The 12,517-nt window shown below is 48.5% G+C and carries 15 protein-coding genes; 10 read left to right on the top strand and 5 right to left on the bottom strand.

What is annotated here, in order from left to right; genetic code table 11:
• Window positions 1–434 precede the first annotated feature (434 nt).
• The 4 genes from HGH47_RS11220 (at window position 435) to HGH47_RS11205 (ending at window position 4,811) form a co-directional block, all read left to right on the top strand.
• A complete protein-coding gene (locus HGH47_RS11220; protein ID WP_432912405.1) occupies window positions 435–1,055 on the top strand; it encodes a TetR/AcrR family transcriptional regulator in 621 nt (206 codons plus the stop codon).
• A 543-nt stretch (window positions 1,056–1,598) separates the two neighbouring features.
• Window positions 1,599–2,183, top strand: coding sequence for an MptD family putative ECF transporter S component (locus HGH47_RS11215; RefSeq protein ID WP_432912402.1), 585 nt, complete (start codon window positions 1,599–1,601; stop codon window positions 2,181–2,183).
• Window positions 2,184–2,292: 109 nt separating this feature from the next.
• Entirely contained in the window at window positions 2,293–3,030 is a 738-nt protein-coding gene (locus HGH47_RS11210) for an energy-coupling factor transporter transmembrane component T (protein ID WP_432912399.1), read from the top strand.
• A 32-nt stretch (window positions 3,031–3,062) separates the two neighbouring features.
• Entirely contained in the window at window positions 3,063–4,811 is a 1,749-nt protein-coding gene (locus HGH47_RS11205) for an ABC transporter ATP-binding protein (protein ID WP_212566373.1), read from the top strand.
• Here HGH47_RS11205 and HGH47_RS11200 read toward each other — a convergent pair.
• The 4 genes from HGH47_RS11200 to HGH47_RS11185 form a co-directional block, all read right to left on the bottom strand.
• Window positions 4,774–5,031: a hypothetical protein gene (locus HGH47_RS11200; protein ID WP_230974628.1), complete on the bottom strand. Its 258-nt coding sequence runs from the start codon at window positions 5,029–5,031 to the stop codon at window positions 4,774–4,776. The two genes, HGH47_RS11205 and HGH47_RS11200, sit on opposite strands and share 38 nt — an antisense overlap.
• 22 nt (window positions 5,032–5,053) lie before the next feature.
• Window positions 5,054–5,335, bottom strand: coding sequence for a hypothetical protein (locus HGH47_RS11195; protein WP_212566372.1), 282 nt, complete (start codon window positions 5,333–5,335; stop codon window positions 5,054–5,056).
• 137 nt (window positions 5,336–5,472) lie between these two features.
• Window positions 5,473–6,204 (bottom strand): energy-coupling factor transporter transmembrane component T, encoded by a 732-nt coding sequence (locus HGH47_RS11190; protein ID WP_212566371.1) that lies wholly within the window; start codon window positions 6,202–6,204, stop codon window positions 5,473–5,475.
• Window positions 6,205–6,807, bottom strand: coding sequence for an MptD family putative ECF transporter S component (locus HGH47_RS11185; RefSeq protein WP_212566370.1), 603 nt, complete (start codon window positions 6,805–6,807; stop codon window positions 6,205–6,207). It lies immediately after the preceding gene.
• Window positions 6,808–7,076: 269 nt separating this feature from the next.
• Here HGH47_RS11185 and HGH47_RS11180 point away from each other — a divergent pair, with 269 nt between their 5' ends.
• On the top strand, window positions 7,077–8,294 hold the full coding sequence (locus HGH47_RS11180; RefSeq protein ID WP_212566369.1) for an acyl-CoA reductase: 1,218 nt from the start codon (window positions 7,077–7,079) through the stop codon (window positions 8,292–8,294).
• On the opposite strand, the gene HGH47_RS11175 is transcribed toward HGH47_RS11180, so the two are convergent.
• A complete protein-coding gene (locus tag HGH47_RS11175) occupies window positions 8,274–8,840 on the bottom strand; it encodes a cyclic nucleotide-binding domain-containing protein (RefSeq protein WP_212566368.1) in 567 nt (188 codons plus the stop codon). The genes HGH47_RS11180 and HGH47_RS11175 overlap by 21 nt on opposite strands.
• Before the next feature lie 224 nt (window positions 8,841–9,064).
• Here HGH47_RS11175 and HGH47_RS11170 point away from each other — a divergent pair, with 224 nt between their 5' ends.
• The 5 genes from HGH47_RS11170 to HGH47_RS11150 all read left to right on the top strand — a co-directional run bounded on the left by HGH47_RS11170 (window position 9,065) and on the right by HGH47_RS11150 (window position 12,491).
• Window positions 9,065–9,838, top strand: a complete 774-nt coding sequence (locus HGH47_RS11170; protein WP_212566367.1) for an RluA family pseudouridine synthase — start codon at window positions 9,065–9,067, stop codon at window positions 9,836–9,838.
• Window positions 9,835–10,770 carry an SAM-dependent methyltransferase gene (locus HGH47_RS11165; RefSeq protein ID WP_212566366.1) on the top strand — a complete coding sequence of 312 codons (936 nt, stop codon included), beginning with the start codon at window positions 9,835–9,837 and terminating at the stop codon, window positions 10,768–10,770. Before HGH47_RS11170 ends, HGH47_RS11165 begins: the two co-directional genes overlap by 4 nt.
• Before the next feature lie 160 nt (window positions 10,771–10,930).
• Window positions 10,931–11,572: a tRNA (guanosine(46)-N7)-methyltransferase TrmB gene (gene trmB, locus HGH47_RS11160; protein WP_432912422.1), complete on the top strand. Its 642-nt coding sequence runs from the start codon at window positions 10,931–10,933 to the stop codon at window positions 11,570–11,572.
• Window positions 11,573–11,753: 181 nt separating this feature from the next.
• The gene (locus tag HGH47_RS11155; RefSeq protein WP_212566365.1) at window positions 11,754–12,107 is read left to right on the top strand and encodes a hypothetical protein; all 354 of its coding nucleotides are present in this window, start codon (window positions 11,754–11,756) and stop codon (window positions 12,105–12,107) included.
• A gap of 9 nt (window positions 12,108–12,116) precedes the next feature.
• Window positions 12,117–12,491, top strand: coding sequence for a chorismate mutase (locus HGH47_RS11150; protein WP_432912390.1), 375 nt, complete (start codon window positions 12,117–12,119; stop codon window positions 12,489–12,491).
• The last annotated feature ends 26 nt before the right edge of the window (window positions 12,492–12,517 follow it).

Here is a 12,517-nt window from a genome sequence, read left to right as displayed (position 1 = left end):
GCGAGTTTTGGCTCAATACCGCCATGGACGGCGGGCGGATAGATCAGAAACGACGTTTCACAAAAATTTTATTTTTGTGAAACTCGCAAGGTAATTTGCAACAGGGACGTTGCAAATTACCGTAACATCGCTGTACTGACAGGAAGTCAGTGGTTCCAAACAGTATCGAGTTTTTCATCAGAAAAACTCGAAGCTAAAAAATGTACAGGGATGTACATTTTTTAGCGATGCCATCCTTGGCAGTTCTGGTCGAATAGTCTCAATTTTTTTCGCGGGGATGTTAAAAAAATAGCCTGATGCGTTTACCCCGAATTACCCTATCGTTTTCCATTGACACATCCTCTTCTTTGTCATACAATGCTAACAAAGTTATCAAGAACAAGAAAGATGCTCTAAAAGCTTAAAGTTAGTTTTTGAGGGCGACTACTACGGATATGGCAAGCGGAACATACGAAGCAACCCACACAAGAATTTTAGAAAGCGGCAAAAAGATGTTTTTGCGGAATGGTTATGAACGTACAAACCTGCGGGATTTGTGTGGTGAGGCGGGCGTAACGACCGGTGCGTTTTACCGTCATTTTAAGGACAAAGAAGCGCTCTTTTCGGCTTTGGTGGAGCCTGCCGTCAAGAGTATTCACGATACATACGAGACCGCTGCGGATGAGTGCTTTCATTGCCTGAGTATGGGAAACACGGAAGACATTTGGGCAATTTCGGCAGAGACGATAGAAGCATTTGTCCGCATCATTTACTCGCATTTTGATGAGTTCAAACTCCTTTTGTGCTGCGCGGATGGCACACCGTATATCAATTTTACCGACCGGCTTGTCGAACGGGAACTACAAGACACACACCGTATGTACGAATTTTTGGATAAAAAGCATATCAAATACAACCGGATTGATGGAAAAAAGCTGCACATGCTGATCCATTCTTACTTTTCTTGTATTTTTGAAACGGTTTTGCATGATTACACGCAGGATGAAGCGCTTGAAGTTGTGCATACCCTTGCCGAATTTTTTTCGGCAGGCTGGCGGAAGGTTTTGCGAGTTTGAGCAGTGTACATGGATGTACACATCCAGAACGTCCATGGATGACATCGTTCAGAAATGTCCATCCGTGGACATTTCTGAACTTCGAGTTTGCCTAAGCAAACTCGATTCTGCTGGGAACCTCTGCCCTCCTTGGCAGAGTAGCGATGTGTACAGGTATGTATATTCAGAAGCGGCACGGATGCCGCTGGTTCCATGCAGTAGCGATGTTTCGGCAAGGCCGAAACTCGTCGTTGAAAAGCGTACACGGAGGTACGCTTTTCAACAGCGGAAGGGATTGGAGGGGCGCACAAAGCGCGTTCCGAAGTGAGCGGTGAGTGAACGGAGGAATGGAGCCGAGAGGCGGAACCCCGCAAAGCCCGGTTTTTGCGCTGTTTTAACGGCGCAAAAAGTCGCCCAAAAGAGAAAAAAGAATACAAAGATCGTCTTGAGCCGATTTATTTTTTTGAAGCGATAATAACAAAGTGTGCTATCAATGTTATCACAAGAGATGCTCTAAAAAATACAGATTTTAGAGGTTTCCAATATTTTAATGGAGGTTTGCGTATGCAAAGCAGCAAGTTGTCGGCGAAGGATCTGATAAATGTCGGAATCTATACGGCGATGTATCTGGTTATTTTTTTTGTTGTCGGGATGATAAATGCAATTCCGGTTCTGTATCCGTTTTTGTATGTGATTGTGTCGATTGCGACGGGGATCCCGTTTATGCTGTTTTTGACAAAGGCGGATAAGTTCGGGATGGTCTTTATTATGAGCGTTATTTTAGGGATATTTTGGTATCTGATGGGATACACGTATCTTCCTATTATAAGCTATTGCGTGATGGGGGTGATTGCCGACCTTGTGCTGAAAGCGGGCAAATACAAGAGTTTTAAGGCGAGTGTGCTTGGCTACTGGCTTTTCTCTTGCGCGATGATAAGCTGTCAGGCACCGATGTGGCTTTTTGCCGCAACGTATATGGAACAGGTGCGGCGCTCAATGGGTGATCAATACGTTGAGGGGCTGCAAAAGTTTATGCCGCCGTGGATGGGATTTGCGGCAATCGGTATTCTGTTTGTTTCTTCACTGCTCGGAGCGCTGCTTGGCAGACGGATGTTGAAAAAGCATTTTGAAAGAGCCGGTATTGTATAGGTGTGTAGCGACGCCGGTACTGCATGGTGTGAGATAAAGGTTCGCTGAGAATCATTGAGATAATGGCCATATACCGGATAAGGAACAGATATTAGATAAGGATTACATAATGGAAGATTTTGAGCCGTATAGACCGCCGCGGGTGAACAGGGTACACATCGATCCCCGCACCAAGGTACTGTTTATGTTTTTTCTTGCAACGCTGATATTCTTTGTGGAAGAGCAGAGTATGCTGAATATGGTGATTGTGCTTATTCCCATTAGCCTGCTTTTTCTGAACCGCCAATACCGGCCGGCGCTGATTTACGGTGGGCTTTTTGCCGTTGCAGCAGCGGTCAAGCTGTCGAACACGGCGGGGTCGCTTCCGTACCTTGCGGCGATGCTGTGGGGGCTTTTAAGCGAGCTGATTTTCCGGTTTTTTCCGGTGTTTATGTTCGGCTACTATATTATCGAATCGACAAAACCGAATGAGTTTATCGCAGCGATGAGCCGGTGGCATGTGCCTGATGCGCTGATCATTCCCATATCCGTTGTCTTCCGGTTTATCCCTACGTTGGGAGAAGAAAACCGTTCAATCAGCAGCGCGATGCGGATGCGGGAAATCGGGTTCGGTACGCCTCGGTTTTGGCGGAACCCTGCGATGATGTTGGAGTACCGGCTGATTCCGCTGATGATGTCGATTGCGAAAATCGGTGAGGAGTTATCGGCGGCGGCTTTGACGCGGGGCTTAGGGGGATTGAAAAAGCGGACATGCCTTGTTGAGCTGCACTTTGGCATATACGATGCGGGCATTGCCGTTATCGCGGCTGCGCTGCTTGTCTGTACGGTGTTACGCATTGGGGGATGATTGGGGAACACCATGGATTAGAGGATGATAAGATGATTGAGTTAAAAAATGTAACTTTTACCTATCATAACGCGGAGCGGAGCGCGGGAGTGTACGGCATCGACTTACAAGTCCCGGCGGGACAGGTGGTGTTATTGTGCGGACTGTCGGGCTGCGGTAAGACGACGATTACCCGCCTGATTAACGGGCTTGTTCCGGCGTATTATGCGGGGATGCTGGAAGGACAGGTGCTTATCGACGGGAAGGATTCGGCGTCCGTAACGCTGTATGAGCTTTCGCAAAAAGTCGGGTCGGTGTTTCAAAATCCGCGCTCTCAGTTTTTCAGTTTGGATTCCACGAGTGAAATCGCTTTCGGCTGCGAAAATACCGGCGTTCCGCGGGAAGAAATGTACCGCCGCATCGGACAGGTAAGCAGAGACCTTGATATGGCTGACCTTTTGGATAGAAACCTGTTTGCTCTTTCCGGCGGAGAAAAGCAAAAAATAGCGTGTGCTTCTGCGGCGGCGATGCAGCCTGCCATATTCGTCTTGGATGAGCCTTCTTCCAACCTTGATCTCCGCTCTATTGCCAATTTGAAGGCGGTAATACGGAAATGGAAGGAGCAGGGAAAGACGGTCGTTATTGCCGAGCACCGCCTGTACTATCTGATGGAGATAGCCGACCGCGTGATCTATATGGAAAACGGGCGGATTATCAAGGATTTTCCGATAGCGGAATTTCTGAAGGTAGATACGGCAGCGCTGCACCGGAAAGGTTTGCGTTCGCAAAAAGCGATGGAATACACTCCCGGATGTATCCGTGCATGTCAAACCGGAGGAATCCTTGAAGGAACCTTTGAATGTGCCCCCGCCGGAAAGTCTCCGGCATTTGACTGTGCCTCTGTCGAAAGCTCTCTGGCATCCGAATGTGCTTCCGCCGAAAAGCCGCCGGTATTTGAGCGGTATGTTACGTTTTCCGGTCTTGCGTTCTCCTATGGGAAAAAGCGCGTTCTCGATATACCGGAGCTGAAGGTTCCTTCCGGTGCGGTTACGGGTGTGCTTGGGTTTAACGGTGCAGGAAAATCGACCTTGGCGCGGGTTATCTGCGGGCTTGAAAAACGGGCGAAGGGGGTGTTGAACGATAACGGAAAATCCTACACGGCAAAGGCGCGGCTGAAAAAGTCCTATATGGTGATGCAGGATGTCAACCATCAACTTTTTACGGAAAGCGTTATCGAAGAAGTTTTGTTGAGTATGGATGTAAATAACGTAAGCGGCGAAGCGGCACGGCAAAAAGCGATGGGCATCTCTAAAAACTCGGTTAGATTTTTAGAGATGTCCGACGAGTTTTTCGATAAGTCTTTTAACTGTTATGACTTAGCGAAAAACATCGCAAATAAATCTAAGGAAAACCTCTTAAAAACTGAAGTTTTTAGAGGTTCCCCGATAGATATTTTGGAAGCGATGAATCTTTCGGAATTTAAGGAAGTGCATCCGATGGCGTTATCGGGCGGACAAAAGCAGCGTCTTGCCGTCGCAAGCGCGATTGCTGCCGATAAGGAGTTCCTTATTTTTGACGAGCCGACCAGCGGCCTTGACTACGCACACATGCGGGAAGTTGCGGGAAGCATCACACGCCTCGCCCGCGCAGGCAAAACCGTGTTCATCATCAGCCATGATCCTGAGTTAATTACTTCCTGTTGTAATTATCTCATTTTTATGGATGGCGGAAAGTTGGTGTGGAGCGGCGGCTGGTCGGAGACAATCACGGAAAAGGTGAAGGCGTTTTTTGAGGGGAGGTAGCGGGGAGAGTAAGCAGCAAGCTTAACTTAAAACGCTGCTCATTAAACGGTATTTGCTGTTTATAGCCTTTAAGTCGATTCCGGTACATTCTATCGAAAGCAGGAACACGGAAATCAACGTAATCATAAATCAGTACTTCTTCTTTTCCTGCAAAATTTCTGTGCAATCGGCCGCAGTATTGCGCAAGCGTCCCCTTCCAGCTGAACGGCATTGCAAGCATAAGCGTATCGAGCCGAGGATTGTCAATTGATCTTTTCCTGTGCGGTACTGTTCCGAGTAACAAGTACATGCGATGGATGATAGACATCTGCTGTTACCGATTCCGACATCGTCTGGGCCATTATTTGTAGGTTGTATTCAACCGCAGCAGCATCTTTATTTTTTGTGCTTTCTTCGGCGACTTTTTCTTCAAGGACAAGCCGAATATCTTCATGAGTCGTTGCAAAAGAATGTAGTAACTCTATAAGCTCATCATGAGAGAGGGTTTCTAAATATGACAAAACAGCGGATGATCTATCGGACATTAATAAATGCTCTATTAAAGCCGGTTGAGTTCCAATAATCGAAACCGGAAAATTTCATCTGAACAATTAAGGCGATCCAAACTCCATACGACAGTATAAAACGTGCGCTGTTCCACAAAGTCATACCACATTTTCCATCAGCTCCTCCCTCCTACAGCAGCATAGAACGCAATGCCTACAAACAGCAGTATAATGATGTAGTCCGGAAAACGCATCTTTACCGCTTCGTATGATGTCCGTTTCCGTTCCGCATCAAGACCGCGTGCAAGGGAAGCGGAGGCGAGCTCATCCATAACGGAGATACAGCTGAAAAGGAGCGGTATCAATATGTACTCGATTGTTTTAAAAGGCGCCCGTATCACCGCACCCGGTTCAAGGGATATGCCTCTAAATGCCATAGCCTTCCGCACGCCGTCCCATTCTTCCTGCACTGTCGGGATAAACCTGAGCATTACGGATAGGGGGATAATAACAAAGAGCGGAAGGTGCAGAGCCGACAATGCCGCGATGAGTTGACTGATGCGCGTTGTTTTAATTAAAAATGAAAGAGAGAGGAGCAAGGGAAAACCGTACCGGCACATCATAATAAGTGCGACAAGAATTCCGGTTAGCGCGGGAGCGCCTGTGCCGGAGGTGATGATGCGGTAGCGCAGATATTCCATACAGGCCATGAGAGCGCCGCATTTGAGTGCAAACCATTTTTCCCCGCACAAGGCTAATAGCGCGCACATCGCTGCGCAGTACATCCACAACGCACATTCATTATAGGAAAAGGTACTGACAGCGATACCTGCACAAAATAAAAGCAGCTTTGTCCGCGGGTCAAGCTTTAAAAGCCCGCTCCCGCTTCCATACAGCCCGAACGCCATTTATACGGCTCCGGCTTTTTCAAAATGCTTTTTAACCAAATTTTTTGCGATAAGTGCGCCGCCGATTCCCCCTACAATAGCACAGCCCAGTATGGCGAACCATATTTTTCCGTGAAATGCCATGTTTGCAAACGACTGTGCATAAGCGGCGCCGCTGTATTTTTCCGAAAGCATCATAAATTTATCGTAATCGGTGAGCAGCATTAGCGTCGGAGCCGCCATATTGAGGTTGAAAAAAACAAATGACAGCAGATACATCTTGCGGGATTGATACTTACCTAAGAACAGAATCAGCTCTGCGATAAGCGCCGCCGCCAGCGAAAAGATGACTGCATACAAACTTTGCGTACAAGCGATCAGCGTAAAAAATGCACCGAATATCAACGCAGCGCCGAACTTATGCACTTTAAGCACGCACAGCATATACACCGTACCGCAAATCAACCCAACCGTCAGCGGCGCCATAAAATACAGCACGGGAGAAATGGCGGAAGAACCCATGACGATAATCAGCATCAGTACAATGTAGAGTGCACCGAATGCCCCTGCATAAATAAAATCCTTTGTCCGCATCTTTTTATCGGATTGTGTCGTTGAATCCATCGTAGTTAAACTCCTTACGTTTGGAACTTAGACCTATTCTGAAACTTTCGTTTTCGAATAGGTCGACGAGTTCACGCATCGCGCAAATAGCACGATGCGAGAACATCACATTTCAAGGTAACCTGTTCAGAAAGGTGAGTTTCCGAACAGGTTTATTGATATGACGGTAATATATAACAGTGTTATGTGTCAATAAGCTGCATGTACACCGTCTATTGAAACATCTTTCTACTTTATGGCATACTAACCATGTGAAGGATGATACAACCATGCAGATAAGAAGCGATGAAATTACCATACCGCGGCAAAGTACCGTAAGGTTGTTGGCAGGCGTTTTGCAGCCGGAAAGAGAACCGTATCTCGTGTTTTCACCGGAGACAATGTCATTCCTTGCAGCGGTATCGGCTGAAATCGGCGCATCGGAACTGCATTCCATACCGGAGATTGCCGCATTCGGCTTCTGGTGCCGCAGGCCGCATCTTGAAGCCTTAGCCAAGCGCCATGCCTCACCATTTCCGCGTCTCGGCCGAGGCTTGGCGTTCCATATTGCGCCTTCAAATGTGCCGACGATGTTTGCCTATTCATATACAATCGGGCTGCTCGCAGGGAACGCAAATATCATTCGGCTGTCGGAGCGGGGCGGCGAGATCAGTATGATGCTCTGCGCCTGTATCGGCCGAGTGCTGGATCGCCCTGAGTTTGAAGCTATAAAACAGCGGACATCGTTTATCAGCTATGGTCGGGATGATACCGTAACGGCTGCGTATACGTCCGCGTGCGATGCGCGGATAGTATGGGGCGGGGACGAAACAATACGCCGCATACGTGCGCTTCCACTGCCGCCCCATGCGGTCGAACTGGTATTCCCCGATCGCTGGTCGTTTGCGCTGTTCAGTCAAGCCGCGTTTTCCCAAGCGGATGAAGAAACGCTTACTGTATGGGCGCACCGGTTTTACAACGATACCTATCTAATGGATCAAAATGCCTGTTCCGCCCCGCATCTTGTCGTGTGGGAAAACGACGGAGGAGACTCCGCAGTCCGTATTCGCTGGTGGGAAAAGGTTGCGGCGGAAGCTCAAGCAGCGTACCAATTCGGCGCCTATCAAGCGGCGCGGAAATACGAGCAGCTGTGCCTTTCCGCGATGACGCTACCGGAGAAAGTTTCCGTCAAACAGTATGCAGGTAACCTTTTATATGTCGCCAGTCTTACAACGCTGCCTGCCCAAGCAGCGGAGACGCTACGCGGAACATTCGGCTTTTTCTTTGAAACTGAAATCCGCAATAAAGAAGAATTGCTACCGCTGCTTTCGTTCAAGGTGCAGACGCTCTGCGCGGAAGGTTACCGGCGGGAAGAACTGGCGCAATTTTTTGCGCAGCGCCGCGCGGCAGGTATCGACCGAATCGTTGCGTTGGGGCAGGCGATGGAAATGGATACGATTTGGGACGGTAAAGATTTAATCGCGGAATTATCGCGGATCATCGTTTAAGCCGAAGCTTTCTTCTTTTACATCCTCTTGGAACATATCGACCATCGCGGTTAAGTATTCCTGTGCAAATACCATACTGCGCTCGTCGGCGAGTTCTTCGTTCGCGCTGCGCAGCTTTTGCAACAGGCTGAAAACGATATACGTCATCATTACCAATCCCGCCTTGGGATAGGCGTTAATATATTTTTTGAACTGACTGCGGGAAAGGATCAGCACGACGGTATCTTCGGCAGCGCTGACGGTAGCGGTGCTGAGTTCATCCTCCAATAGAGCTGATTCGCCGACCGAGGCATGATCTTTCAGTGTCGCGACATGCACCTCTTTGTTCCATTTTCCTTGTTTTACCACGTCAAGAGAACCGCTCATCAAGATATAAAAATTGGCATTTATCGTACCTTCGGCAATTAGCACCTCACCTTCGTCAAATGCGCAAAGCTGAGAAAACTGAGCAAGCGCCTCAAGTTCTTCTTCGGCAATGCAGGATAAAAAGGACACGGCCGATAATTCATTCCGCAACAGCGGCAGGGGAATTTCTACAATATTCATCTTCTCACTCCATAGGGTAATCGCATCAGACACTTTTGGGGATATCTCCGCATTAACACAGTATACGTGATCAACACAGTATACGTGCGCATATTAATAAAATCAAGATAAAAATAGATTTTTTAAATTAAAAGGTAAGTTGTAAATTAAAATACCCTGATACAATTGCTGTGATTGTCTCGGCAGGGAAAAACAACTATAATGCGTTTCTATTGTTGTGAATTATGTGTAAAGAAACTACCCGTGTTTATTTTGAAGATGATTATTGTGCGGTTGTGTATAAAGCAAGCGGCGAGAACTCCCAAACCTTTTTTACTCGGCTTTTTCCGCATAAACCGTTTATCGCTCCGGTCAACCGGCTTGATACCCCCGTATCAGGGCTTCTGCTGTTGGCCTTTTCCGCGCCGGTACAAACACTGTTTTCCCGCACTTTTGAAGCCGGTTCAGTGCAAAAAGAATATTGGGCAATATGCGAACGCTCTCCGGGACATTCTGCAGAAATATCGGAGCCTCAGCGGCTGGAGCATTGGCTCGGCTTTCATACCAAAACACAAAAAGCCTTTGTCGGTACAACTCCGACCGATACGGTCCCTTCCGATATGGAGCATACCGGTATGGCTTTTGCGGAGACGGATTCCACCGGTAGCGCAAAAGCTAAAAAGACCAAAAAGCCGGCGCTTAAAAAAGCCGTTTTATATTGGACTTTGTGCGGAAAAGGCGACCGGTACGACTTTATCCGTATCAGGCCGGAAACAGGACGCACGCACCAAATTAGGGTACAGATGGCGGCCGCCGGGCATCCCATCAAGGGAGATTTAAAATACGGAGCGCGGCGCAGTGAACCGCACAGCGGTATACGGCTGCACTCCTATAAGCTGTCGTTTATCCATCCGGTTACGCACCAAACCGTTACCGTTGAAGCGCCGCCTATGCAGCTCGACACCCTCTGGAAGGCTTGCCTAGCGGCCTGTATTACAGATACGGAGCGGCGCCCGTGAAGCGAGCAAAGAGGGTAACCAAGCAGGTAAGCGGGGCAGCCGGGTTTGAAGCGTACTATAGCGTTCTTTTCGGCGACCGTTGGCCGGCGCTTCGGGAAGCGCTCCTGCAAGAGACGCAGCCGGTTGCGTTTTCGGTGTGTGGCGGAAAGCCATACTACCTCGATCAGGCGAGCATCTATGCGGCACAAGCGCTTCCGCCGGTCGATGCGGGCTGCTATTTGGATATGTGCGCCGCTCCGGGCGGTAAAACGCTGGTGCTTGTCTCCGGTATGGGGCAGAAAGCTCAGTTGCAGGCAAACGAGCTTTCACGGGCGCGCCGAGCGCGGCTGCTCACCGTAGTTGACGAACACCTGCCGCCGGACATCCGCACCCGCGTCGAAGTTACCGGCTATGACGCCGCTACTCTCCCCCGCTACAGGCAAGCGTATTACGACCGCATTTTGCTGGATGCACCCTGTTCTTCGGAGCGCCATGTAATTACCGATGCGAAATACCTTGCCTGCTGGACACCTGCACGGATTAAAATGCTTGCGCAACGGCAATGGGCGCTCCTTTCGGCAGCCTTTCTTTTGCTGAAACCCGGCGGCTTTTTAGTGTACGCCACATGCGCGCTTGCCGATGCGGAAAACGACGCCGTTGTACAAAAGCTGCTAAAAAAATACGGAACCCAAGCCGCCGTCCATAGCGGCACCGCATCCGAATTGGCCATAGGCGATACCAAAGCTGCTGATGGAAGCGTGTCAGCTATTCATACCGTTACAGCGTCGTTAGAACCGGCGGCGGCTCATACCGAAACCGCCGGTAAAAACAGCGCCTCACCCATACGCAGCGAGAAAACGCTATTCGGCTGCCGGTTTTTACCCGACACCTGTGGAGGAGCAGGCCCCTTGTATTTTTCGCTTATCGAAAAAGTGAATCACGAGGAGCTTTAAAAACAGAAGCTTTAAAGCTCCTCGCACAGCAAAGAAGGATACCATGATAACAGAGCAAATAAACCACAATGATCAAACAGGTCATAATGAACAAACCGACGCAGCCGATACGCTGCTACAGGGACGCCCCATCAGAACCTTTGTGCTGCGGAAGGGACGCATTACCGAAGCTCAAAAAAAAGCATATACGGAATATGCACCGCGCTGGTGCATCCCCTACAAAGCGCAGCAGCTTTCTTTTACGGAACTGTTTGCGAATGAGCATCCTGTTATCATCGAAATAGGATTCGGCATGGGGGTTGCAACAGCTGAAATCGCAGCGCAGCATCCCGAAATGAACTATATCGGAATCGAGGTTTTTCAAGCAGGGGTCGGGAAGCTGCTAAACGAAATTGAGCAGCGCGGTCTTAAAAATATCCGCATTATCGAACATGATGCTATCGAAGTACTGGAAAATATGATTCCCGATGCCTCAATCGCAGGGTTCCATATCTTTTTTCCCGACCCGTGGCAAAAGAAAAAGCACCATAAGCGGCGGCTGCTTCATCGCCCCAGAACCGACTTGCTCGCTCGAAAACTGCAAGCAACCGGCTACCTCTATATGGTAACCGATTGGTACGACTATGCGGAGGATGCCTTTGCTGAGCTTTCGGCCACCGAAGGGATCCGCTCAAAATACGAAGGATTCGCCCCTCCGCAACCATGGCGCCCCAAAACCAAATTCGAGCAAAAAGGCCTCAATAAAGCGCACCCCATCACCGAGCTGATGTTCATCCGGCTCGCCTACAATCAACAACCCTGACGCAGAGCGTTCGTCAACACTATACATCCGTGTATAGTGTTGACTACAATGGTGTAGCTTTGCCACACCATTGCTACTGCGTGGAACCACCGCCATCCATGGCGGTAAGAAACGGCGGGTATTAAACCGCACGAATAACGCCCTTGCATGTTCCAATCGGACAAGTTATACTCGGTTATTGATGGCATCTCCGACAATTCGAAAACAAGTGACTATTCGCTTTTTGCATAGAACCGTACTTTTCCTCTTTACCGTTCTACTTGCCTTGTTTGCTTTGTTCATTTTAGGAAATATTCAAAACTTTTTGGATTCCAGTCAGATTATCATTCTGCAATTTCTTATCGCGGGCGGTATTTTACTATTCTTAGTTGCCGTTTTTGCTTTATTATTTGAAATCAACTACAGTATTTATTTACGGAAGCTCTACTACCCCGGACGTTGCATTATCAGCGGGATAGCCTGTATATTCGGACTGGCGATTGCAATTGCAGCTTCCGCTATCATTTTACTCTCTAACGGTCTTAATGAGGCATAAGGACATACAATGATTTTTGGGAAAAAACTATACGCGGGACGAGCTGCCGTGTGTACTCAAAATACGCAGGAGCAAATCAAAACTGCTGTCGTTACTGCATATACACGCTTTTTGGAAGTCAACGGATTGCGTGAAAAAGACATCGTTTCTCTCCAATTTTCGATTACATCCGATATAACTGCGGCAAATCCTGCAACTTTATTGCGCTCCGCCGGTTATGCTTCTGCGACTGTGCTTTTCTGCAGTACGGAACCGAATATCGACGGCAGTCCTCACGGTATCATCCGTTTTCTCTTTTATTACTATGGAAAAAAGAAAGCCGTACCGATCTATTTGGGCGGGGCGGAAAAACTCCGGCCGGATATGTTTAATCACACAGCGTAGCGGATATTTCTGAAAATTATCGTTTT

The sequence above is a fragment of the Treponema sp. OMZ 805 genome (assembly GCF_050937395.1).
GTDB lineage: Bacteria > Spirochaetota > Spirochaetia > Treponematales > Treponemataceae > Treponema.
The sequence above is the reverse complement of the archived record's forward strand: the minus strand, read 5'-3'. Positions and strand labels throughout refer to the sequence as shown.

What these genes read in the sequence shown, in the direction of transcription:
- HGH47_RS11220 (WP_432912405.1), top strand. Translation starts at nt 435, where the DNA reads ATGGCAAGCGGAACATACGAAGCAACCCACACAAGAATTTTAGAAAGC.
- HGH47_RS11215 (WP_432912402.1), top strand. Translation starts at nt 1,599, where the DNA reads ATGCAAAGCAGCAAGTTGTCGGCGAAGGATCTGATAAATGTCGGAATC.
- HGH47_RS11210 (WP_432912399.1), top strand. Translation starts at nt 2,293, where the DNA reads ATGGAAGATTTTGAGCCGTATAGACCGCCGCGGGTGAACAGGGTACAC.
- HGH47_RS11205 (WP_212566373.1), top strand. Translation starts at nt 3,063, where the DNA reads ATGATTGAGTTAAAAAATGTAACTTTTACCTATCATAACGCGGAGCGG.
- HGH47_RS11200 (WP_230974628.1), bottom strand. Translation starts at nt 5,031, where the DNA reads ATGCTTGCAATGCCGTTCAGCTGGAAGGGGACGCTTGCGCAATACTGC.
- HGH47_RS11195 (WP_212566372.1), bottom strand. Translation starts at nt 5,335, where the DNA reads ATGTCCGATAGATCATCCGCTGTTTTGTCATATTTAGAAACCCTCTCT.
- HGH47_RS11190 (WP_212566371.1), bottom strand. Translation starts at nt 6,204, where the DNA reads ATGGCGTTCGGGCTGTATGGAAGCGGGAGCGGGCTTTTAAAGCTTGAC.
- HGH47_RS11185 (WP_212566370.1), bottom strand. Translation starts at nt 6,807, where the DNA reads ATGGATTCAACGACACAATCCGATAAAAAGATGCGGACAAAGGATTTT.
- HGH47_RS11180 (WP_212566369.1), top strand. Translation starts at nt 7,077, where the DNA reads ATGCAGATAAGAAGCGATGAAATTACCATACCGCGGCAAAGTACCGTA.
- HGH47_RS11175 (WP_212566368.1), bottom strand. Translation starts at nt 8,840, where the DNA reads ATGAATATTGTAGAAATTCCCCTGCCGCTGTTGCGGAATGAATTATCG.
- HGH47_RS11170 (WP_212566367.1), top strand. Translation starts at nt 9,065, where the DNA reads ATGTGTAAAGAAACTACCCGTGTTTATTTTGAAGATGATTATTGTGCG.
- HGH47_RS11155 (WP_212566365.1), top strand. Translation starts at nt 11,754, where the DNA reads ATGGCATCTCCGACAATTCGAAAACAAGTGACTATTCGCTTTTTGCAT.
- HGH47_RS11150 (WP_432912390.1), top strand. Translation starts at nt 12,117, where the DNA reads ATGATTTTTGGGAAAAAACTATACGCGGGACGAGCTGCCGTGTGTACT.